Below are 22,101 nucleotides of genomic sequence, written 5' to 3'. Positions count from 1 at the left end.
GAACGCGGGCGTGAGTTCCGTCAGAACACCTCTGGGCAGTGCGGCTCACACACGCCGATGAACGCCAACGTCAGCGCGTCCACGTGACCGGGCGTGTGCTCGACCACGCGGTGTGCCCGCTTGAGCACGGAAAGCCGTACGCCACCAAGGTATGCGCTGCCGAGCGCGGCGACGTCGAGCGACACGTCCGCCGGATCCTCGGTCCGCGCCACCACCGCTTCCCCGCCCTTCACGGTGAAGCGCCAGCGACCGGAGTTCCACGGGCAGAACGAGTCCTCGACCTCCAGCACACTGTCCACATCGGACGAATAGCGGCGCAGCGGCAGAGCCCTGTCGACGTCGACGATCCGCAGCCACAGCGCGTCGCCGAGGTCACGTCCCACCTTCCGCGGGTTGTCGACCATGTGCAGGATCGGGTCGTCGGCGGCGGTGTAGAACGAGATCTCCGTCGCCAGGTCGATGTCCAGCAGGAACCGGTACAGGTCCGCGTACGCCTGGTCGGTCTCGCACACCAGCTCGCGCACGTGCAGCTCGTCCTGCGGCCCGCGCGGACCGCCCCCGCCCTTCACCCGGAACACCACGTACCCCTCGGGATGCAGGCAGTACCGGTAGGAGGTGAGGCCGTTGCGATCGACCTCGCGGTCGCCGAGCTGGACCTCCCACGTCGCCTCGACCCGGCTCAGCCAGCCGACCTTCGTGCGGCGCACCCGGTCGTGCACCTCGCGCATGAACGGCAGCGCCTCCTCGCGGGTCACCTGCCGGATCCGGGTGTCGCTCACCGGGACGCCGGGGTGGAACGCCATCCGCGTCGGCATCGTCATCCGGTTGAGGCTGGTGGCCAGCTCGCCGTAGCCGAACCGGCGGTAGATCGCCCCCTCCGACGCCCAGAGGATCGCGATCGGCTCGCCCGACTCGTGCATGCCGTGCAGCTGCGTCTTCATGAGCAGCGACGCGACACCACGCCGCCGATGGCCCGGCTTGACCGTCACCACGGTCACCGCGCCGGCCGGAACCTGCAGACCACCCGGAACGGTGATCTCCCTGCTGAGGACTCCCCCGGTGCCGATGATCTCGTCACCGTCGAGGATCGCGTGCGCCCGGTCGTGCTCGAGCACCTTGAGCCACTTGCTGTCCACGCCCCGCGGGTCGTCCAGGAATGCCCACGCCATGACCCGCGAGAACTCGGGCATGTCGGATTCGTCGATGGTCCTGATGCTCAGCGCCGAGTCAGCCATGGCAGCAGTGATACGCCGCTCCAGCCGGTCCCGCAGCTCAATTTCGTCCGGCCGCGCAGTCCACGTGACGTCGAAAGCAATCGTTTTCATCGGGAACGTTCCTGGGTGGCGTTTTGTTCGAGGCCGAGCGAAAAATCGCCGCGCACGCCGCACCAGTGTTTTGACGAAGGAGCAGAAATGAGAGTGCTCATCGCTTTCTTGTCCGCCGCGGCAATTGTTCTCGGCACGTCCGCGACGGCTTTCGCCACACCCGTTCCGGTGCAGCTGATCGCCGAGACCGGGACGGCGAAGGTCGTCCCGACGCCGATCGAGATCCACATGGAGGCGTTCGCGCGCAACGCGAACACCGGCGCCAACCTCAACAACGTGCTGGTCTCGTTCCGCACCACGACCGGCAACGTGCTGTGCACCGACCACACGGACAGCGGCGGCAAGGCCTCCTGCAACGCCGAGGTCGACCAGACGCAGCTCGTGCTGGTGCTGCTGCTCGGGTTCGACGCCGTGGTGACCGGCACCGCGGACTACGGACCGGCCACCGCCCACAATTCAGTGCGCATTGTTTAGCGCTGAATTGACTTGATCTCGCAGAACTCGTCGAGACCGAACCTGCCGAACTCACGACCGTTGCCCGACTGGCGGTAGCCGCCGAACGGCGCGCTCGTGTTGAACGCGGCGGCGTTGATGTCGACCTGGCCGGTGCGCAAGCGCTTGGCCACCCGCATCGCCCGGTCGGCATCGGCGGAGAACACGCCGCCCGCCAGGCCGTAGATCGTGGAGTTCGCGATGCGCACCGCGTCGTCCTCGTCCACGTACGGCATGACCGCCAGCACCGGCCCGAAGATCTCCTCCTGGGCGATCGTCATCTCCGGCGTGACGCCACCGAACACCGTCGGCGCGACGTAAAAGCCCTGGGACAACGGCGCTTCCGGCCCACCGGCGGCCAGCCGCGCGCCTTCCTCGACGCCCTTGCGGATGTAGCCGACCACGCGGTCGCACTGCGCCTTGGACACCGCCGGCCCGATTCGCGTCGACGGATCCGCCGGGTCCGCGCTCGTGTACTTGGCGGCGGCCTGCGCGGCGAGTTCCACGGCCTCGTCGTGACGGTCCGCGGGCACCAGCAACCGCGTCCAAGCACTGCACGCCTGACCGTTGTTCATGAACGCGTTGGCGACCGCGATCTTCACCGCACGCGCCAGGTCCGCATCGTCGAGCACGATGCACGCCGACTTGCCGCCCAGTTCCAGCGCGACCCGCTTGACCGTCTCGGACGCCACCTTGGACACCTGCCGCCCCGCCCGCGTCGACCCGGTGAACGACACCATGTCCACGTCCGGGTGCGCCGCCAGTGCCTCACCAACGACCGGCCCGGTGCCGTGGACCAGCCCGAACACGCCGCTCGGCACTGCGGCTTCAATGACCTCGGCGAGCAGGTCCGCGGTCTTCGGCGCGAGCTCGCTCGGCTTGAGCACGACGGTGTTGCCCGCGGCGAGCGCCGGCACGACCTTCGCGACCATCTGCTGCAGCGGGAAGTTCCACGGCGTGATGGCGGCGACGACTCCAATGGGCTCGCGCAGGACCAGCGAGTTGCCGATCTCCTCGGGCTCGAAGTAGCCGCGCTCCAGCACGTCCGCCACGCCCTTCGCGATGGCGATGGGGTTCGCGACCTGCACCTTCTGGCTGAAGGTGATGGGCGTGCCCATCTCGGCCGTCATCGCCCGCGCGATCTCTTGGCTCTGTCGCTCGAGGCCGTCGATGATCGCTCGCACGACCTTCGCCCGCTCCTCGACCTCGGTCTGCGACCACGCCGGGAAGGCGGCCACCGCGGCGGCGACGGCGGTGTCGACGTCGGCCGGGGTGCCTTCGGCGAGCGTGCCGATGACTTCCTCGGTGGCGGGGTTGACGACCTCGATCACGAGAGCCCTCCAGGCGGGATGTGACACCTCAGTGCTGACAACGGGTCAGCCTGTCACATCTGCTCGTGGGGGTCACGTTCGAGCGGGGTGGAGGTCAGCGGGGCGGAGGTCAGCGGGGCGGAGGTCAGCGGGGCGGAGGTCAGCGGGATGAGGTGGGGCGCGGCCTGGTGAGGGCCACGAGGTGCGGGCGCGAGTGGGAAGTGTGGTGGCGGGCACCTGTGCGGCGTCGAGCACGGGTGCGCGACGACACCGGCGAGGCGGCAGCCACGGTGCGGCGATCGCACCGGCACTACGGCGGGCGCCGACGAGGTGACGGCGGCCACGAGCGCGACACCGGACACCGGCACCGCCGAGAACGCGGGCGCGGCGGTGGGCACGGGGCAGCGACGGCACAGCTTTCGGCACGGGCGCGCGACGGCACCGACACCGGCATGGCGGCGGGCACGGAGCGGTGCGGAGCGCTCACCGGCCCGAAGTCGCCATCGCACCCCCAAGCCGCCGCTCCCGCAGCACCCTCAGGTGCACCGCGGCCCAAGTCCGATACGGCCGCCACGCCTCGGACACCTCCGCCAGCGGCCGCCCATACCGTTCACGAACCTCGTCCGTGAGCCGGGACTCGTTGTGCGGCACGGCATCCGGCGCGTTCGCCCCGCGCAGCACGACCAGTTCGGCGGCGAACGGGCCCAGGCCCTTGACCTGCTGCACGGCCAGCACCGCCGCGGCGGGCTTCATCGAGCGCAACGTCACCGCGTCGAGCAGGCCGTCCAGCGCGGCCTCGGCCACCGCGCGCAGGTACTCGGGCTTGCGACCGGGCAGGTCGAGGTCCATCGACCGCAACGACGCGGGCGCCGGGAACACCCCGTCCCGCAGCAGCGAAGCCTTCAGAACAGCCGCCTGCGTCATCCGGACCCGCTGCGACAGCACCGACCACGCCGCCGCCTCGTACGGCGAGTAGAACCCGCACGGCCGTAAACCGGGCAGTTCCGCCTGTGCCTCGGCGATCACCGGATCTCGGGCGCCGACGTCGGGCCAGCCCCGGCCGTCGACGTCCAGCGCCAGGAAGCGGCAGACCTGCGCTGCCGCCAGGTCGAGGTCGCCGGCACCGGAGAGCTCCAGAACGGCAGTGGCGCCGCGCTGGGTCACGGAGACCGAAGCACGACGCCACTCACCCTCGACCAGGAACTCCGCCTGCAGCGCCTCGCCTGCAACGGCGGGCAGCGCGGCCGGTGTGAAGCCCTCCCAGAAGGCTCGGGAGGTGGCCAGCGACCAGGGGCCCTGAACTGCGACTTCGACGCGGTGGTGTGCCATGTCTCCAGACGCTAGCGAGCACCACCGACAAAAAACTCAGCTGAAGTCCAGGTCGCCCGACCGGGTCCTCTTGAGCTCGAAGAAGTACGGGTAGCCGGCCAGCAGCCGGGCGCCGTCGAAGATCGTGCCCGCCTCCTCGCCCCGCGGGATCTTGGTCAGCACCGGGCCGAAGAACGCGACGCCGTCGATGTGGATCGTGGGCGTGCCGACGTCCATGCCGACCGGGTCCATGCCGCGGTGGTGCGAGGCCCGCAGCTCCTCGTCGAGCTCGGTCGAGGTGGCCGCGGAGGCCAGCTCGGCCGGCAGCTCGGCGTCGGCCAGGGCCAGCTTGATGATCTCGTCGAAGTCCTTGTTGCCCTCGTTGTGGATCCGGGTGCCCATCGCGGTGTACAGCCGCGGCAGGACCTCGTTGCCGAACTTCTGCTCGGCGGCGATGGCGACGCGGACCGGGCCCCAGCCCTTGGTCATGAGCTCCTTGTACTGCTCGGGCAGGTCGCGCCCCTCGTTCAGCACGGAAAGACTCATCACGTGGAAGCTCAGGTCGATCTCGCGGACCTTCTCCACCTCGAGGATCCACCGGGAGGTGATCCAGGCGAACGGACAAAGAGGGTCGAAGTAGAAATCGACCTTCGCCTTGTCGGCCATGCGTGCCCCTTCGGTCGCGTTCTGTCGCGTTGGGTGCGGTTATCGCCCCATCAGCCCAACCAGATCACCCTCTCATCTCTTCCCGTACGCCGGTTCCGTGATTGGATGCGGGAGTCATAACCATTCCCGACGACGTCAGCGCGTAACCACCCGCGCGGCAGACGAGGTGACCAGTGGCCGCGCCCAACCTCACCCGCGACCAGGCTCAGGAACGTGCTGAGCTGCTGGAAGTGGAGTCCTACCGGATCGAGCTGGACCTGACCGACGGCGGCGGAAAGCCGGGTTCGGACACGTTCCGCTCCACCACGACCGTGGTGTTCCGCAGCCGGACTCCGGGTGCTTCCTCGTGGATCGACATCGTGGCGGCGACCGTGCACCGCGCTGTGCTCAACGGCAGCGAGCTCGACGTCTCCTCCTACCGCGAGGAGGACGGCGTCAGGCTGCCGGACCTCGCGGAGACCAACGAGCTCACCATCGAGGCCGACTGCCGGTACATGAACACCGGCGAGGGCCTGCACCGGTTCGTCGACCCGGTCGACGGCGGCGTGTACCTGTACTCGCAGTTCGAGACCGCGGACGCCAAGCGCATGTTCGCGTGCTTCGACCAGCCCGACCTGAAGTCCGTCTACTCGATGAAGGTGACGGCCCCGCACGACTGGAAGGTCATCTCCAACGGCGAGATCACCGCCACGGAGGACGGCGAGGGCGGCGCGGACGTGCACACGTTCGCCACCACCAAGCCGATGTCGACCTACATCGTCGCGCTCGTGGCCGGCCCGTACGCGGAGTGGCGTGACGAGTTCGTCGAGGGTGACTTCAAGATCCCGCTGGGCATCTACTGCCGTGCCTCGCTCGCTCCTCACATGGACGCCGAGCGGCTCTTCACGGAGACCAAGCAGGGCTTCGGGTTCTTCCACAAGGCGTTCGGGGTGCAGTACCCGTTCGGCAAGTACGACCAGTGCTTCGTGCCGGAGTTCAACGCGGGCGCGATGGAGAACGCGGGCTGCGTCACGTTCCTCGAGGACTACGTCTTCCGCAGCCGCGTCACCCGCTACCTCTACGAGCGCCGCGCCGAGACCGTGCTGCACGAGATGGCGCACATGTGGTTCGGCGACCTCGTGACCATGCGCTGGTGGGACGACCTGTGGCTGAACGAGTCGTTCGCCACCTGGGCGTCGGTGCTGGCGCAGGCCGAGGCCACCGAGTACCGGCAGGCGTGGACGACGTTCGCGAAGATCGAGAAGTCGTGGGCGTACCGGCAAGACCAGCTGCCGAGCACGCACCCGGTCGCCGCGGACATCTCCGACGTGCAGGCGGTCGAGGTCAACTTCGACGGCATCACCTACGCCAAGGGCGCTTCGGTCCTGAAGCAACTCGTCGCGTACGTCGGGCTGGAGAACTTCCTGGCGGGCCTGCGGGTCTACTTCGGCAAGCACGCCTGGGGCAACGCGACGCTCGCGGACCTGCTCGGCGCGTTGGAGGAGGCTTCGGGCCGCGACCTGTCGTGGTGGAGCGCGCAGTGGCTGGAGACGACGGGCCTGAACCTGTTGCGTCCCAAGTTCACCGTCGACTCGTCCGGGAAGTTCACCGAGTTCGCGGTGCTGCAGGGCGGCGCGCGTCCGGGTGCCGGCGAACTGCGCACGCACCGCATCGCGATCGGTGTCTACGACGCGGACGAGACCGGCAAGCTGGTCCGCACGCACCGCCACGAGCTGGACGTGACCGGCGACCGCACCGAGGTTCCCGAGCTGGTCGGCGTGCACCGCGGCAAGATCGTGCTGGTCAACGACGACGACCTCACATACTGCACGATGCGCCTCGACCCGGACTCGCTGGCCGGGCTGATCGACCACATCTCCGACATCGCCGAGCCGCTGCCGCGCACGCTGTGCTGGTCGGCCGCGTGGGAGATGACCCGCGAGGCCGAACTGAAGGCCCGCGACTTCGTGAACCTGGTGCTGGGCGGTCTGCACGCCGAGTCCGAGGTCGGTGTCGTGCAACGGCTTCTGCTGCAGGCCCAGACCTCGTTGTCCTCCTACGCCGACGACACGTGGCGTGGCGAGGGCTGGCGCCGGTTCGTGGCCACGACGCTGGAACTGGCCCAGTCCGCCGAACCGGGCTCGGACCACCAGCTGGCGTTCGTGAACGCGCTGGCGTCGTCGGTGCTGGACGAGTCCACTTTGGACGTGCTGCGCGGCTGGTACGACGGTTCCGCCGTGCTGGAAGGCCTCGACGTCGACACGGACCTGCGGTGGCGTCTGCTGCAGGCGCTCGTCGCGCACGGCAAGGCCGGCCTGCCGGAGATCAACGCCGAGGAGGAGCGCGACCCGACCTCGACCGGTCACCGCCGCGCGCAGCAGGCGCGTGCGCTGCGCCCGACGATCGCCGCCAAGGACGAGGCGTGGGACCGCGCGGTGAACGACGACGACCTGCCCAACGCGGTCAGCGAGGCGATCATCGCGGGCATCTCGCACCCCGGCCAGAAGGAGTTGCTCGCGCCGTACGTCGAGCGCTACTTCGCCGACGTGAAGAGCGTCTGGGACCGGCGCACGTCCGAGCGCGCGCAGTCCATGGTGGTCGGCATGTTCCCGGCGTGGTCGATCGCCCGGTCCACTGTGGAGGCGGCGGACGCGTGGCTGGCGGACGAGCACCCGCCGGCGTTGCGGCGCCTGGTTTCCGAGGGGCGTGCGGGGATCGTGCGCGCGCTGGCGGCCCAGGAGTTCGATCGCTCCTGAATTCGCTTGGTGGTGAAGGCCCCGTGGCGCTTTGATGGCGGCACGGGGTCTTCCCGTTTCCTGGGGGGAAGCGTGCGTTACGAGGTGGTGCGCTGGTACTCGACCGAAGAGAGCGAAGAGGTCACGGACGTCCTGGCGCGAGCGGTGGACGTCGACGGGCTGTTCAGCGATCCGGTACCGGTGGAACGTGAGCGCGTCGTGTTGCGGGGGTGTCCGGCCGAGTTCGCTGCTCTCGCCGGTGACTACGAGCTCGAAGTGGCCGAAGGCGACGAAACGCAGTGGTGGGACCGTAACCTCCTCTTCCAGAACAACGCGCAGATCGGTGAGGGCTTCACGATCGACGGACTCCCCCGGCCCTGGCGCGGCCACGAGTGGCCACCCGTGACGCTGATCGGTGTCGACGATCCGGAACGCATCCGGGAGCAGACGGACTGGCGCAAACGCGGATGGTGGTGCCGAGAGGGGTTGCACGCTCTCGACAGGCACGGCCGGATCATGGCCAGGGTGCCGATCACGCTGGAAGTCGCTTCAGTGACACCGTCGGCGCTGGGTGACGGGCTTTTCGACGTCGTGCTCGACCAACTGCCCACAACGACCCCGATCTACTGGCACGAACGCCCGGCCCCCTCGGCGCGAGGGGTGTGGAACCTGTGGCACCAGGGCGTCCCGGCTGAACGCAATCTCTGGGCCCGGTTCGACGCCGACGGCCGCGAGGCCTGGGCCGACCTCACCTACCGAGCGCGCGAGAGGTACGACGCGGATCGGTTCGGCGGAGTGCACCACCTGGACGGCAGACACGTCACCGACGCACCCGGTCTGCACCTGGCGCTGAGCGAGGCGGAGCGGGAGCTGTTCCTCGATGTGGTGAAGTTGTTGCGGCAGTGTGGCAACCGGGTCGAGCTGGACTCCGAGTTGGACGGAATCGAGGAGATCGACCGGATCATGGAGTTTCCCGGCCTGGTCGACAGATGGCTCCACGGGTGGGTCGCCGCGGCCGGGCTGCGGGCCCTGCGTCATCCGAGCGCCTGGCACGTGCGTTGCGACCGGCCGGGCAGGCGGATCGAACGCGTCCTCACCGACGACGCCGCCGCGAACTGGCACGCGACCCGGACCGGCTGCGAGGACTGGCTCACCGTGCCCACGAAGTCACCGGTGGAGGTCGAGGAGATCGTCAGGAAGAACGGCCTGGCCGTGCGCCCTGGGGAGACGTTCATGCGGCGCGCACTCGCCGGCCATCCCGCACCCCCGGCGCCTGATGGCTACACGGTGGAGGTGACGCCGGGCGACGTCATCGAGGTCCGGGTGCTGCACGACGGCGCCGAGGCCGCGAGCGGGTTGATCGCCGTCGTCGGCGAAGACGCTGTGCCGCACCGCATCGCCACGACTCCCGAGCACCGGCGGCGCGGGCTCGGCAGCGTCGTGATGGGTGCGCTCGCACGGGAAGCGGTCCAGGCGGGTGCCACGAGCGGACTGCTGTTCGCGACCGAGGACGGCCTGCACCTCTATCGAAGGCTCGGCTGGGAAACCGTTCCCGACGTTGTGATCGCTGAGGGGAAGTCATGATCGGTGAACTGGTGGAGCGCTGGCACCGCGGCTGGATCGCGGCCGACGGGCTGACGTCGAGGTACCGTGACGGCTACCTGGTCGTCGACGTGAACCGATCGCGCCGCAAGTACGAGTGGATCGCCACGGACGACGCGGAAACCGCTGCCATGGCAAGGATCGTGGCCGCGACGGAGGAGCCGAACTGGCTGAGCGTGCCGACGCACTCGCCGCTGAAGGTGACCGCGGAGATCGAGGCGGCCGGGTTGATCGTGGCACGGCCGGACGAGACGTTCATGCGGTGCGCGCTCGCCGAGCACCCGCACTTCGACGCTCCCGCGGGCTACGCGGTGGAGGTGACCAGGAACCCGGTCATCGGGGTGCGGGTGCTGAAGGACGGCGAGCAGGCGGCGAGCGGGCTGATGGCCGTCGTCGGTGAAGACGCTGTGGCGCACCGCATCGAGACCGCGGACGCGCATCGGCGACGTGGGCTGGGCAGCGTCGTGATGGGCACGCTGGCCCATGAGGCGGTGAAGGACGGGGCGAAGACGGGATTGCTGTTCTCGTCGACCGACGGCGTGCACCTGTACCGCAAGCTCGGCTGGGAGAAGATCTCCGACCTCGTGGTGGCGCGCAACGACGTCACGCCAGGGTGATGCCCGTGATCGGCGTGCCGGGCGGCAGATCCTTGACCTGCAGCCAGATCTGGCCGTGGATCGACCAGTACACCTCGAGGTTCACGGCCTCCAGGTTCCAGCAGGTCCGTGCGCAGCAGCTCGTCGGGCGCGGCGGCGAGGGCCTCTTCCATCGTCGGATAGTCGTAGCCGAGCGCCTCGGCGGTGCCGGGGTCGAAGACGACGACCATGCCGCTGGTCTCGAGGTAATGGCGGCCCATCCAGTCCACGGCCGTGAAGGACACGTCCTCCAGATCCGGGACCATCCTCAGCGCGGACGCCGCGGACGTGTTGTCGTGCCTGTGCAAACTCATCGAAGCCCCCAGAAAACGTCGCAGGCCCCCGGCGGTGAAGCCGGGGGCCTGCCAAGTCGAACCTGGATTCAGGAACGCGGTGCGTTGCCCGCCTGGTCGGTCAGCATGCGCAGGCCGGACACGATGCCGCCCGCGAGGTCGCCCTCCTTGAAGGACGCCACCATGCTCATCACCGCGAGCTTCGCGCCGCGGTCGGCGAGCCGGCGGTGCGACTCCTCGCCCGTCACGATCTCGACGACGCGCTCGCCCGGCGACACGGCCAGCAGGACGTGGTGCGACGGACGGGCGGTGGAGGCGTGCAGCTCCCCGGCGCGCTCGCGCGAGGAAGAGCCCAGCTCCCCCAGGTACACGCTGAAGTCGAGGCCCGTGGTGCGGCTGGAGAGCGTCAGCGCCTCGTCCAGCTGCGCGAGCTGGGCTGGCGTGAACGGCAGCTCCGGCGCGTGCGGCTCGTACATCTTCGCGGCGGAGACACGGCCGCTGTTCGTCACAACCGCGCCGACGGGCAACGTCGACGGGTCGACGGCCACGATCGCTTTACCAGTTGCCACGGGCGCCTCCCTTGGCGGTCGAGCCCGAGACGGCGGACTCGGCGGTGCTGTGGTGGTCCGAGCTCAACCCGGCCGGGTTCGCGCTCCACCACACCGGGGCGTAGCCCCACTCCTGGCCGGGCCGGTACCGGGGAATCCGGGTGGCCTTTGGCCTCACCGTCAGCAGCGCGATCACGCCGTACAGAGCCAGCGGGATCAGCGCGAAGACGAGGACGGTCTCCACGATGGTCACGGCGGGTACGGTAGCCGAACTCACGCGCGCGTGAGCGGCCGGGCCAGCATGATCGCGGTCAATCCCACGATCGTGCCCGCCACGACGTAGACGGTGCCCAGCGACGTCACCGCCGCCAGTGGTCCGGCCAGCCCCGCTCCCAGCGGCGACAGACCCCACGCGAGCACCCGATAAGCGCTGGTCACGCGGCCCATCACCGGCCCTGGCGTGAGACGTTGGCGGCGGGTCGCGGACAGCACGTTCCACCCCGCGGACGCGACGCCGAACAGCACGCACGCGATCACCGCGACCACCAGCCACGGCACCAGGCCGAACAACGCGAACGCCGCGCCCAGCAACGCCAGGAACCCGACCATCACCCGCCCCGGACCCCACCGGGACGCGAGCCGCGGAGACGACCACGCGCCTAGCAGAGCACCCGCCGCCATGCACACGACAAGGCCGGGAACCACCGGTTCGGCGAGGCCGAGCACCTGGATGGAGTAGAGCGCCAGCATGGCGTTGACCGCGGCCGCACAGACAGCTGTGATTGCAACGGCAACTACCAGTGACCGCAGGCCAGGCGTCCGCACGAGGAATCGCGCGCCCTCCACCAGTTGCCCGCGAAGATCGCCCCCGGAGCGCTCGGGAGCCACGTCCGGCACGCGGGACACCAGCAGTGCGGCGACGACGAACGACGCCGCGTCCAGGGCGAAACAGGCCGCCGGAGCCCACCAGAACAGCACCGCGGCCGCCAGGGGTCCGGCGAGGTCCATGCCGACCGTCTCGACCGTGACGAACCTGCCGTTCGCCGCCTCCAGGTCGTCCGGGCCCGCCAGTTCGACCAGCAACACCTGGGACGCCGAGTCCGCGAATGTCTCAGCCGAGGTCAGTACAAAAGCCGTGGCGCACAAGACGACGACCGTCGCGTGTCCGGTGTGGACCGCGAGCGCGAGCAGTCCGGTCACCCCGGCGCGCAGCCAATGTGCCACCACGACAACGATTCGCGGTCTCCAGCGGTCCACGAACGCGCCGGCGGGCAGTGCGACGAGCAACCACGGCAAAGTGGTGGCGACGGCCACCGCGGACACCGCGAGCGGGCTACGGGTACTCGTGGCGGTGAACAAGGGCAACGCGACAACGCGCACACCGTCCCCGACGAGCGACACCGCCCACGCGCCGGTGAGGGCTCGGAAACCGCGTCCACGCACGCCTTTTGCGGTATGACGCATGTCACGTTCCATCGGTTTGAACGCTACAGAGCGTGTCCATACCGGCCAGTAGAGGCAATGAGTGCTCTCGTGCGGCGCAGCGGTTACACCCGGTCAGGCCTCACCCGGTCGGATGCGAATGGGTGCCGGTTTGGGGTCTTGTTCCCGGCACACCCACCTCTTAGCTTTTCACCTATACGGCTCTTGCGCAGCCGTACCGAGCGTCCTGGAGGACACGAAATGTTGAACACGACCCGCCCCCAGGCACTGTCCTTCACTCTTCCGAGCTACAAGGACGATTCAGTGCGTATTACGGCAAGTGACTCCGTTCGCATCACAGCGCGTGACTCCGTTCGGATCACTGCGGCCGATTCAGTGCGCATCACCGCCTCGGACTCGGTGCGCATCACGATGGCAGACTCGGTCCGCATCACGGCGAGCGATTCGGTCAGGATCACCATGTCCGATTCGGTCAGGATCACTGCCCGTGAGGACTCCGTCCGGATCACCGCTCAGCAGGACTCGGTGAGGATCACGGCGCGTGAGGACTCGGTCCGGATCACGATGGACGACTCGGTGCGCATCACGGCCCACGACGACAGCGTCCGCATCACGATGGACGACTCCGTGCGCATCACCGCGCACGACGACAGCGTCCGGATCACCGCGCACGACGACTCGGTGCGCATCACCATGGACGACTCGGTCCGCATCACCGCGCATGACGACAGCGTCCGCATCACCATGGACGACTCCGTGCGCATCACCGCGCACGACGACAGCGTCCGCATCACGGCACGCCAGGACGACTTCTCCCTCGCGGCCTGACCCCACCCGAAGGCAGATCAGGCCGCGGGTTCACCCAGGTACGGCAACCACTGCGGATCAGCCTCGGTCACCCCGGCGAGCAGTCGCCAGTGCTGGCCACGTGGCGCCGCGGGTACGACGCGCAGCCGCCAGCCCAGTTCGGACAGCAGTTTGTCCGCCTTGCGGTGGTTGCACTTCGCACAGCAGGCGACGCAGTTGGTCCAGGTGTGAGGTCCGCCACGCGAGCGCGGCACGACGTGGTCGATCGTCTCGGCCCGCCCGCCGCAGTAGGCACAGCGATAACGGTCGCGCTGCATGAGCCCGGCACGGGTCATCGGCACACGGCCGCGATAAGGAACGCGCACGTAGGTGCTCAGCCGGATCACGGACGGCACGAGCACCTCGGACTTCGACGAGTGCAGCACCAGCCCGGAAGCGTCTCCGTGCACGACTTCGGCTTTGCCGCACACCACCAGCACGACCGCCCGGCGCAGTGACAACGCCGTGAGCGGCTCGAACGTGGCGTTCAGCAGCAGGACTTTGCGTCTTCCCCAGGGGAAAACCGCCGGCGTCGGACCGGAACCTCCCCCATCTCGATCCCCATCCGGTACCGCCCTCAGCTCGGGCTGATTTCGGCATGGGGGGACCGTCGGCGCCGTCTCGCCAGGTAGCGAGCCGCCGATAGGGGTCGGTTGTCGGTCTGGCACGCGACCACCTCCACCGGTTCAGCCATAGGAGACCACACTTACCAGCAAAAAATCACGTGTGATAAATGACGTGTCATGGATGTGTGATCGAACCCTGCGTCAACAGCTCCCTAACGGAGATGGTTTTCATCGCCCGCTACCCTTGACAAGGTGACAGAGGCTCCTTGCACTCCACTGCCTGCGACGATCACCTACCCGATCGCCGAGCGGCTAAACCTCGCCGAGCGGATTCACGGTCGTGACATCGCCGATCCGTACCGCTGGCTCGAGGACACGAGCGATCCCCGCACCGAGTCGTGGTCGCAGGCGCAGGACGTGCTCGCACGCTCCTGGTTGGACGCGATGCCCGGCCGCGCACGCCTGGGCGAGCGGTTGAAGGAGCTGATGCGCACGGGGTCGGTGTCCACGCCGGCCTGGCGCGCGGGCAGGGCGTTCTTCACCCGCCGCGGTCCCGAGCAGGACCACCCCGTCGTCATGGTGCGGGAGAGCGACGGCACCGAACGCGTGCTGCTCGACGTGAGCGTCCTCGACCCGTCCGGCAAGACCACTCTGGACGCGTGGTCGCCGAGCCTCGAGGGCAGGCTCCTGGCGTACCAGGTGTCCATCGGCGGCAACGAGCACTCGCTGCTGCACGTCGTCGACGTCGACTCGGGCGAGCTCGTCGACGGCCCGATCGACAGGTGCCGCTACTCCGCCATCGGCTGGCTGCCCGGAGGCGAGGAGTTCTACTACGTGCGCCAGCTCGACCCGGCGCTGCTGCCCGAGGACGAGAAGCTGTTCCACCGCCGCGTGTGGCGCCACCGCGTCGGCGCGAACCCGGACACGGACCTCAACGTGCACGGCGACGGCCTCGGTCACACCTACTACTACGGCCTGAACCTGTCGCACGACGGGCGCTGGCTGATCGTCAACGGCGCGCCCAGCACGATGCGGCACGACTCGGTGTGGATCGCGGACCTGCACGGCGACGGCGAGCTCAGGCCGATCATCCTCACCGACGCCGGTGTGCGCTGCGAGGCGTTCGTCGCCCGTGACGGCAAGCTCTACCTGCACACCTCGCTGGACGCGCCGCGGTTCCGGCTGTGCGTCGCGGACCCGGCGAAGCCCACCGAGTGGACCGAGCTCATCAGCGAGGAGCCGGACTCCGTGCTGGACGGTGTGCGCTGGCTGAACGGCGACCTCGTCGTGTTGCGCACCCGGCACGCGGTGTCCGAACTGCACCTGCACGACGCGGACGGCACGCACAAGCAGGAGATCCCGCTGCCCGGCACGGGTTCGCTGCACGGCATGTCCGTTGTGGACGCTGAGACCGGGCACGACCAGGACACGCTGTGGTTCGGCTGGACGGACTTCGTGACGCCGCAGTCGGTGTTCCGCTTCACGAAGTCGACCGGCGAGACCGTGCTGCACGAGGCCGCTCCCGGCCGCGTCGAGCTGCCGACGGTGACGACGCAGCAGATCGCGTACACGTCCAAGGACGGCACGACGGTCCGGATGTTCGTCGTCAGCGGCGAGCAGAAGCCCGATCTGCCCCGTCCCGCGCTGCTCACCGGCTACGGCGGCTTCGCGATCGGCCGCGGCCCCGGCTACAGCGCGACCACGCTGGCGTGGGTCGAGGCGGGCGGCGTGTGGGTGCACGTGTCGTTGCGCGGCGGCGATGAGGAAGGCGAGGAGTGGCACGTCGCGGGCATGCGTGCGAACAAGCAGAACGTGTTCGACGACTTCCACGCCGCGGCTGAACGCCTGGTGCGCGACGGCTGGACCACGCCGCAGCAGTTGGCGATCATGGGCGGCTCGAACGGCGGCCTGCTCGTCGGTGCCGCTTTGACGCAACGCCCGGAGCTCTACGCGGCCGTGGTGTGCTCAGCGCCACTGCTCGACATGGTGCGCTACGAGAAGTTCCTGCTCGGGCGCCTGTGGGCCGAGGAATACGGCAGCGCAAGCGTTTCCGAGGAGCTGGGCTGGCTGCTGTCCTACTCTCCTTATCACCGAGTGGTAACGGACGTTGAGTACCCTTCTGTGTTGTTCACGGTGTTCGAGTCGGATTCTCGTGTGGACCCCAACCACGCCAGGAAGATGTGCGCGGCACTGCAGCACGCTTCGTCAAGTGATCCGACCAAGCACCCGGTGCTGATCCGCCGCGAGACCGAGGTCGGTCACGCGGGCAGGTCGGTCAGCCGGACCGTTGCTCTCGCCGTGGACCAACTGACGTTTCTCGCGAATGCCACCGGCATGGAGTTGTAGGAGGGCACGACCACGTGCAGGCGATGAGTCCCGTGGATGACGCCGCGAACAAGACCGCGCAGGCGATCGAGTTCTTCGAGAAGTACGGGCCGCAGATCCTCGCGGGCGCGATCAAGATCATCGTGATCCTGATCGCCGCCTTCGTGATCAGGGCCCTGCTGCGCAAGGTCATCGACCGGATCACCACTCCCGGCAAGGAAGGCAAGAAGCCGGGCCTGCTCAAGCCCCTGCGCGAACGTGCTCCGCAGGCGCTCGGGAACCTGGTGTCCGAGCGCCGCGAGCAGCGGGCGAAGACGATCGGCTCGGTGCTGAAGTCCATCGTCACGATCCTGATCTTCGGAATAGCGTTCCTGGAGATCATGATCGTCGTCGGCCTGGACATCACACCGGTGCTGACCTCGGCGGGCATCCTGGGTGTCGCCATCGGTTTCGGCGCCCAGAACCTGGTGAAGGACTTCCTGTCCGGCATGTTCATGCTGCTCGAGGACCAGTACGGCGTCGGCGACGTCGTGGACCTCGGCCCGTCGATCACCGGCACCGTCGAGGCCGTCGCGCTGCGCACCACCACGATCCGCGACACCGGCGGCACCGTCTGGTACGTCCGCAACGGCGAGATCCTGCGCGTCGGCAACTCGTCGCAGGGCTTCGCGGTCGCGGTCGTCGACCTGCCGCTGAGCTACGGCGCGAACCTCGCCGAGGCGACCAAGGTGCTGGAGCGCACGGTCGCCGAGGTGGCCGACATGGAGCCGTTGAAGACAGACATCACGGCCAAGCCCGAGGTGCTCGGCGTCGAGAAGTTCACGCCGGAGAACATCACCCTGCGGGTCACCGTGAAGACGCGTCCAGGACGCCAGTGGGCGGTCCAGCGCAACCTGCGCGCGCAGCTCATGCCCGCGCTGGAGGACGCAGGCTTCACCGCCAAATGAGGTGGGTGAGTTAGAACACCCATTCGAGACGGGCCAATCCCGGTGAACCGCCAGCTCACGCCTGTGTGGCGGAGCCAATAGCCGGGGTGGCCTGCACGCGGTGGCTCGCGTGAGTCAGGATGGTTGTGTGGGCAACCCCGTGAGCTTCTTCGAACAGGTCGGTGGCGAGGAGACCTTCCATCGCATCGTCGCGCGCTTCTACAAAGAGGTGAAGGCCGACGAGATCCTCCTCCCGCTGTACCCCGAAGAGGACCTCGGACCTGCGGAGGAACGGCTGCGGCTGTTCCTGATGCAGTACTGGGGCGGCCCCCACACCTACTCGGAGAACCGGGGCCACCCGAGGCTGCGGATGCGTCACGTGCCGTTCAAGATCGGACCGATCGAACGCGACGCATGGCTGCGCTGCATGCGGATCGCCGTCGACGAGGCAGGCCTCGACGACGCGCACCGCAAGCAGCTCTGGGAGTACCTGGAGATGGCCGCGAACAGCCTGATGAACGCCTGGTCTTGATCGCCCATCACCCGATCGGGCCCTTTCGCAGCGAGACGTAAGGCAGGATGACCCCCCGTGCGACGATCCTCCGACCTCACCCCCGAGATCGCCGAAGAGTCCGCCTGGTGGCGTGACGCCGTCTTCTACCAGGTCTACGTGCGCTCCTTCGCCGACTCCAACGGCGACGGCGTGGGCGACCTCGACGGCATCCGGTCCCGCCTCGGCTACCTGGAGCTGCTCGGGGTCGACGCCCTGTGGCTCACCCCGTTCTACCGCTCGCCGATGGCCGACCACGGCTACGACGTCGCAGACCCGCGCGACGTCGACCCGCTGTTCGGCGACCTGGCCGCGTTCGACCGGCTGGTGGCGGACGCGCACGAGCACAACATCCGGGTGACCGTCGACCTGGTCCCGAACCACACGAGCGACCTGCACGAGTGGTTCCAGGAGGCTCTGCAGGCCGGTCCGAACAGCATGGAGCGCTCGCGCTACATCTTCCGCGAGGGCCGGGGCTTCGACGGCTCCCAGCCGCCGAACAACTGGGTGTCCGTCTTCGGCGGCCCAGCCTGGACCCGCGTGCCCGACGGCCAGTGGTACCTGCACCTGTTCGCGCCGGAGCAGCCCGACCTCAACTGGGACCACCCGGAGGTCCGCGCCGACCTGGAGCACACGCTGCGGTTCTGGCTGGACCGCGGTGTCGACGGCTTCCGCATCGACGTGGCGCACGGCATGGCCAAGCCCGAGGGCCTGCCGGACATGGAGATCCAGGTCCAGGTGCCGGGTGTGCTGTCCGACGACGTCCACGACCCGCGCTTCGACAACGACGGCGTGCACGAGATCCACCGCATGATCCGCAAGGTCATGGACGGCTACCCCGGCACCATGGCCGTAGGCGAGATCTGGGTGAAGGACGACGAGCGCTTCGCCGCCTACGTCCGCCCCGACGAGCTGCACCTGGGCTTCAACTTCCGCCTGGTCGAGGCCGGCTTCGACGCCGACGCCGTCCGCACGGCCATCGAGCACTCACTGGGCGCAGTGGCTTTGAGCGGCACGCCCGCGACCTGGACGCTGTCGAACCACGACGTCGTGCGTCACGTGACGCGCTACGGCGGCGGCGCGCAGGGCGAGCAGCGTGCCCGCGCGATGACGCTGGTCGAGCTGGCGCTGCCGGGCGTGATCTACCTCTACAACGGCGAAGAGCTGGGCCTGCCGAACGTGGAGCTGCCGGACTGGGCCCTGCAGGACCCGACCTGGGAGCGCTCCGGCCACACGGAGCGCGGCCGCGACGGCTGCCGCGTGCCGATCCCGTGGGAGGGCACCACGCCGCCGTTCGGGTTCTCGACGGCCGTGAACACCTGGCTGCCGCAGCCGAACGAGTGGGACCACCTCACGGCGGAAGCCCAGCTGGAGGACCCCGGCTCGATGCTGTCGCTGTACCGGGAGGCGCTGGAGCACCGCAAGTCCAACGCGTCGTTCGCCGGCGAGGAGCTCGAGTGGTACGGCGCCCCGGCGGGCTGCTTCGCGTTCCGCCGCAAGGGTGGTGGCCTGATCTGCGCTCTGAACACGTCCGGGGCGTCCGTGCCGCTGCCTCCGGGTCAGGTGCTGCTGTCGTCTGGTCCGATGGACGGCGACCAGCTGCCTCCGGACACCGCGGTGTGGCTGGTCTGAGCGGTCTCTGGCTGGCCTGAACGGACTGTCAGACCCTCTGAGTACGTTGAAACGCAGGGGTTCCCAGCTCGAGGGGACCCCCTGCGTCAGCGTGCGGTCCCGGCACCAGCCACGCGTGACCAGGGCGGACACGTTGGACGTGTCCGCCCTGGTCGTTGTGGCATCACGGGCAGCCCACCGCGGTCTGAACGAGGCCACCCGCACGCTGTAGCCCGAAAACTGTCAGACCAGCTGAGTACGTTGAGATGTAGGGGATCCCAGCACGGGGGTACCCCTGCGTCAGCGTGCGCATCAGGCTTGCAGCTTGGTCCGCGTGCGTCAGGCTTGTCGCTTGGTCCGGGCTTGTCGCTTGGTCCGGGCTCGTCGCTTGGTCCGCGTCCGCGTCAGGCTTCTCGCTTGGCTTCGACCGCCAACAAGGCGCCGAAGACGGCGACGAGCGCCGCGACCTGGGCGATGGCCAGCCACAGCCCGACCGGCACCGTCGCCAGCGCGGCGATCGCGGCGATGGTGCGCCACTTGTTGCTGCCGATCTTCATCTGGTAGCGGAAGTAGATCTCGCCGACGAGGAAGATCGCCGCGCCGCCGCCCAGCGCCAGCGCTCCGCTGAGGTGGAGGTGCTCGGTGGCGTGCCCGATCGTCTTCTTCACGCCGACCGCCACCACGACGATGCCGAGCAGGATCGGTGCGTGGGCCCAGCCGAACGCCGACAGTGCCGCGCGGGCCCGGTCGGACGGCGTCATGCTCGCCAGGCTGTGCTCGGCGCGCAGGTCCTGCTCGCGGCCGAAGTAGCACCACCAGAGCTGGTAGACGAGCGCGAGGCCGAGCAGCGCGGCCACGACCAGCTGCAGGTTGAGCGGCAGCCCCGCCGCGCCGATGCCGATCGCGATGACCGACTCGCCGAGCGCCACGATGACGACCAGGCCGTGCCGCTCCACGAAGTGCGCCGACCTGATCCGGAACTCGCCGTGGCGCCGGTTCACGTAAGGCGACACGATCATGAGCACCACCGCCGCGGTCCACGCCGCCGCGCGCCAGGTGCTCGGCAGGAAGCCTCCGACGAACACCAGACCCGCCGACCCGAGGTTGAACGGCGCCAGCCGCGCCATCGCCGCCGCCGAGCCCGGTCCGCCCGCCGAGATGAACAGGCCGGAGTGCACCAGGTTCACGATCAGGTACCCGATGCCGAACGCGACCCCGGCGGCGCCGAACGCGTTGGGGATCGCCAGCGCGATCACCAGGAACCCGCCCATGCCGGCCATGAGCAGCAACCGCCGCGCGGTGGTGCTCGGCGGGACGGAGTTCGTGAGCCAGACGTACCCGAAGTACATCCAGAGGATCACGAACAGCATGATCACGACCTGCGCGAACCCGAGCGGCGACGTGTCGTCGGCCAGCGTGCTGGTCAGCTGGGTGATCGTGAAGACGAAGACGAGGTCGAAGAAGAGTTCCAGCGTCGAGACGCGGTACTCGGTCTCCTCGTGTGTTTCGTGCGTTTCGGCGGACACGCGCGACATCGTGCCACGCGCATCCGCTTACGGCGCCCCGAATTCTCCAAGCGCGAACCTGGACCAAACTCCAGGTCGGCGTGGTTCGGAAGATCAGCGCGAACCTGGACCGAACTTCGGTCAGCCTCGCGCAGACGATCAGGCCGCGAACCTGGCCAGACACCAGGTCGGCGTCGTTCGGACGATCAGCGCGCGAACCTGGCCAGACTCCGGTCAGCCTCACTCAGACGATCAGCGCGCGAACCTGACCAGATCCCAGGTCGGCCTCGTTCAGACGATCAGCGGCAACATCGAGTGCCGGCGCCGGACCACTGCGCCGAACTTGGCGTCGATCCGCAGCCACGAGTCGGTCGCCGTCACCCGCACCTCGCCGTCGTCGCCGAGGAAACCCATGCCCGACAACGCGAACAGGCACCGCAGCGGGATCTTCACGTCCAACCCGGACCCGCTGACCGTGAGCACCGTCTGGTCGAGCAACGAGGCGGGCGGCGTGCCTTGCGGGCCGGTGTTCTCCCGCGCCACGGCCACCCCCTCGTCGGCGAGCTTCGCCACGACCTCGACGGGCAGCAGGTCGACCATGAGCCAGCCCTCCATGGGAGGCAGGGCCGTGCGCCACATCAGGTCCTTGGCCGGGCCGGGGTCGATGCGTTCGTCGCGCATCACCGCGAGGCCCGTCAGCAACTCCGAGCCCGACACCGTGACGTCGGCCGGGTTCGCCTGTCCCGCAACGGTTCGCGTCGCGAGCGTGTCGAACGGCGTGGCGACCCACGCGTCCAGCAACTCGGAGTTGCGGTTGCGCAGCCGCACCACGGACTGCGCCTCCAGCCTCACCGCACGCGCGGCGAACGCCCCGAGGTCGTCTCTCTCGGCCGAGTCGGCCAGCACCAGCTCAGGCACCATTACCCCCTGCTCGCCACCCGGCGAGGAAGTCGCGCTCGGCGTCGATGAGACGACGCGGCCGCGCGGTGGTCACGTTGTAGGGCACCATGAGCGTCTCCGCCCTGGTGACCACGGGGCTGTCCGCCTCCCGGCTGCCGCGCACCACGTAGTCGAGCGTGAACGACGCGGACTTGAGCTCCCGCACCGACATCTCGACGACGATGTCCTCGCCGGTGAACACGATCGGCGCGAGGTAGTCGACGAAGAGCTTCGCCACGACCATCCCCTCGGCCATCTCCTTCACCCCGTGGCGGGCAGCCTCGGTGAACAGCAGCTCGATCCGGGCCTCTTCCAGCAACGTCACCGTGTTCGCGTGGTTGACGTGGCCGAACGCATCCATGTCCGACCATCGCGGTCGCACACCAGTGACGAAGACACCCATGCAGGGACCCTACCCAGCGCGACGCCCGCGTTACGAGCGAGTCCCGCTCGGATTGGCGTGGATCAGTTCCGGTATAGGCACCGAAGCCGAGCAG

Annotated in this window: 21 protein-coding genes; 9 read left to right on the top strand and 12 right to left on the bottom strand. The window is 68.8% G+C overall.

Going from position 1 to position 22,101, the window contains the following annotated elements:
- Positions 1–20: 20 nt before the first annotated feature.
- Positions 21–1,235, bottom strand: a complete 1,215-nt coding sequence (locus ABZ345_RS33985; RefSeq protein ID WP_359857964.1) for a GNAT family N-acetyltransferase — start codon at positions 1,233–1,235, stop codon at positions 21–23.
- Between the two features lie 177 nt (positions 1,236–1,412).
- Between ABZ345_RS33985 and ABZ345_RS33980 the strand changes: the two genes are divergently transcribed.
- Positions 1,413–1,799 (top strand): hypothetical protein, encoded by a 387-nt coding sequence (locus ABZ345_RS33980; RefSeq protein ID WP_359857962.1) that lies wholly within the window; start codon positions 1,413–1,415, stop codon positions 1,797–1,799.
- Here the strand turns inward: ABZ345_RS33980 and ABZ345_RS33975 are convergent.
- The 4 genes from ABZ345_RS33975 to ABZ345_RS33960 all read right to left on the bottom strand — a co-directional run bounded on the left by ABZ345_RS33975 (position 1,796) and on the right by ABZ345_RS33960 (position 5,101).
- On the bottom strand, positions 1,796–3,148 hold the full coding sequence (locus tag ABZ345_RS33975) for an aldehyde dehydrogenase family protein (protein ID WP_359857959.1): 1,353 nt from the start codon (positions 3,146–3,148) through the stop codon (positions 1,796–1,798). The two genes, ABZ345_RS33980 and ABZ345_RS33975, sit on opposite strands and share 4 nt — an antisense overlap.
- A 53-nt stretch (positions 3,149–3,201) precedes the next feature.
- Complete coding sequence (locus ABZ345_RS33970) at positions 3,202–3,525, bottom strand: hypothetical protein (protein WP_359857956.1); 324 nt, start codon at positions 3,523–3,525, stop codon at positions 3,202–3,204.
- Positions 3,526–3,610: 85 nt separating this feature from the next.
- Positions 3,611–4,456 (bottom strand): DNA-3-methyladenine glycosylase 2 family protein, encoded by an 846-nt coding sequence (locus tag ABZ345_RS33965; RefSeq protein ID WP_359857953.1) that lies wholly within the window; start codon positions 4,454–4,456, stop codon positions 3,611–3,613.
- A 36-nt stretch (positions 4,457–4,492) separates the two neighbouring features.
- The gene (locus tag ABZ345_RS33960; RefSeq protein WP_359857951.1) at positions 4,493–5,101 is read right to left on the bottom strand and encodes a disulfide bond formation protein DsbA; all 609 of its coding nucleotides are present in this window, start codon (positions 5,099–5,101) and stop codon (positions 4,493–4,495) included.
- A 173-nt stretch (positions 5,102–5,274) separates the two neighbouring features.
- Between ABZ345_RS33960 and pepN the strand changes: the two genes are divergently transcribed.
- The 3 genes from pepN to ABZ345_RS33945 all read left to right on the top strand — a co-directional run bounded on the left by pepN (position 5,275) and on the right by ABZ345_RS33945 (position 10,034).
- Positions 5,275–7,836: an aminopeptidase N gene (pepN, locus tag ABZ345_RS33955; protein WP_359857948.1), complete on the top strand. Its 2,562-nt coding sequence runs from the start codon at positions 5,275–5,277 to the stop codon at positions 7,834–7,836.
- Between the two features lie 72 nt (positions 7,837–7,908).
- Positions 7,909–9,399 carry a GNAT family N-acetyltransferase gene (locus ABZ345_RS33950; RefSeq protein ID WP_359857945.1) on the top strand — a complete coding sequence of 497 codons (1,491 nt, stop codon included), beginning with the start codon at positions 7,909–7,911 and terminating at the stop codon, positions 9,397–9,399.
- Positions 9,396–10,034 (top strand): GNAT family N-acetyltransferase, encoded by a 639-nt coding sequence (locus ABZ345_RS33945; RefSeq protein ID WP_359857942.1) that lies wholly within the window; start codon positions 9,396–9,398, stop codon positions 10,032–10,034. Before ABZ345_RS33950 ends, ABZ345_RS33945 begins: the two co-directional genes overlap by 4 nt.
- A 400-nt stretch (positions 10,035–10,434) precedes the next feature.
- Here the strand turns inward: ABZ345_RS33945 and ABZ345_RS33940 are convergent, their stop codons facing one another.
- The 3 genes from ABZ345_RS33940 to ABZ345_RS33930 are packed head-to-tail and all read right to left on the bottom strand — an operon-like array spanning position 10,435 to position 12,336.
- Positions 10,435–10,914 (bottom strand): DUF5130 family protein, encoded by a 480-nt coding sequence (locus ABZ345_RS33940; RefSeq protein ID WP_359857939.1) that lies wholly within the window; start codon positions 10,912–10,914, stop codon positions 10,435–10,437.
- Complete coding sequence (locus ABZ345_RS33935) at positions 10,901–11,146, bottom strand: hypothetical protein (protein WP_359857936.1); 246 nt, start codon at positions 11,144–11,146, stop codon at positions 10,901–10,903. The genes ABZ345_RS33940 and ABZ345_RS33935 overlap by 14 nt, the downstream gene beginning before the upstream one ends.
- Positions 11,147–11,166: 20 nt before the next feature.
- Entirely contained in the window at positions 11,167–12,336 is a 1,170-nt protein-coding gene (locus ABZ345_RS33930) for an MFS transporter (RefSeq protein WP_359857933.1), read from the bottom strand.
- A gap of 12 nt (positions 12,337–12,348) precedes the next feature.
- Here ABZ345_RS33930 and ABZ345_RS33925 point away from each other — a divergent pair, with 12 nt between their 5' ends.
- Positions 12,349–13,164: a DUF2345 domain-containing protein gene (locus ABZ345_RS33925; RefSeq protein WP_359857930.1), complete on the top strand. Its 816-nt coding sequence runs from the start codon at positions 12,349–12,351 to the stop codon at positions 13,162–13,164.
- Between the two features lie 17 nt (positions 13,165–13,181).
- Here ABZ345_RS33925 and ABZ345_RS33920 read toward each other — a convergent pair whose 3' ends face one another.
- Positions 13,182–13,850, bottom strand: coding sequence for an HNH endonuclease (locus ABZ345_RS33920; protein ID WP_359857927.1), 669 nt, complete (start codon positions 13,848–13,850; stop codon positions 13,182–13,184).
- A 150-nt stretch (positions 13,851–14,000) separates the two neighbouring features.
- On the opposite strand from ABZ345_RS33920, the gene ABZ345_RS33915 reads away from it, so the two are divergent.
- The 4 genes from ABZ345_RS33915 to ABZ345_RS33900 all read left to right on the top strand — a co-directional run bounded on the left by ABZ345_RS33915 (position 14,001) and on the right by ABZ345_RS33900 (position 19,181).
- Positions 14,001–16,094 carry a prolyl oligopeptidase family serine peptidase gene (locus ABZ345_RS33915; RefSeq protein ID WP_359857924.1) on the top strand — a complete coding sequence of 698 codons (2,094 nt, stop codon included), beginning with the start codon at positions 14,001–14,003 and terminating at the stop codon, positions 16,092–16,094.
- Between the two features lie 23 nt (positions 16,095–16,117).
- Positions 16,118–17,020: a mechanosensitive ion channel family protein gene (locus tag ABZ345_RS33910; RefSeq protein WP_359857921.1), complete on the top strand. Its 903-nt coding sequence runs from the start codon at positions 16,118–16,120 to the stop codon at positions 17,018–17,020.
- Positions 17,021–17,147: 127 nt separating this feature from the next.
- The gene (locus ABZ345_RS33905) at positions 17,148–17,531 is read left to right on the top strand and encodes a globin (protein ID WP_359857918.1); all 384 of its coding nucleotides are present in this window, start codon (positions 17,148–17,150) and stop codon (positions 17,529–17,531) included.
- A 57-nt stretch (positions 17,532–17,588) separates the two neighbouring features.
- On the top strand, positions 17,589–19,181 hold the full coding sequence (locus ABZ345_RS33900; protein WP_359857915.1) for a glycoside hydrolase family 13 protein: 1,593 nt from the start codon (positions 17,589–17,591) through the stop codon (positions 19,179–19,181).
- Between the two features lie 383 nt (positions 19,182–19,564).
- Here the strand turns inward: ABZ345_RS33900 and ABZ345_RS33895 are convergent, their stop codons facing one another.
- The 3 genes from ABZ345_RS33895 to ABZ345_RS33885 form a co-directional block, all read right to left on the bottom strand.
- Positions 19,565–20,686, bottom strand: a complete 1,122-nt coding sequence (locus ABZ345_RS33895; protein ID WP_359857912.1) for a low temperature requirement protein A — start codon at positions 20,684–20,686, stop codon at positions 19,565–19,567.
- Positions 20,687–20,956: 270 nt separating this feature from the next.
- Positions 20,957–21,583, bottom strand: coding sequence for a hypothetical protein (locus tag ABZ345_RS33890; RefSeq protein WP_359858119.1), 627 nt, complete (start codon positions 21,581–21,583; stop codon positions 20,957–20,959).
- Complete coding sequence (locus ABZ345_RS33885) at positions 21,576–22,007, bottom strand: thioesterase family protein (RefSeq protein WP_359857909.1); 432 nt, start codon at positions 22,005–22,007, stop codon at positions 21,576–21,578. The genes ABZ345_RS33890 and ABZ345_RS33885 overlap by 8 nt, the downstream gene beginning before the upstream one ends.
- Positions 22,008–22,101: the final 94 nt, after the last annotated feature.

The organism is Lentzea sp. NPDC005914 (assembly GCF_040629405.1).
Taxonomy (GTDB): domain Bacteria; phylum Actinomycetota; class Actinomycetes; order Mycobacteriales; family Pseudonocardiaceae; genus Lentzea.
Note: the sequence above shows the minus strand (reverse complement) of the source record. Positions and strands in the feature narration are given on the sequence as shown.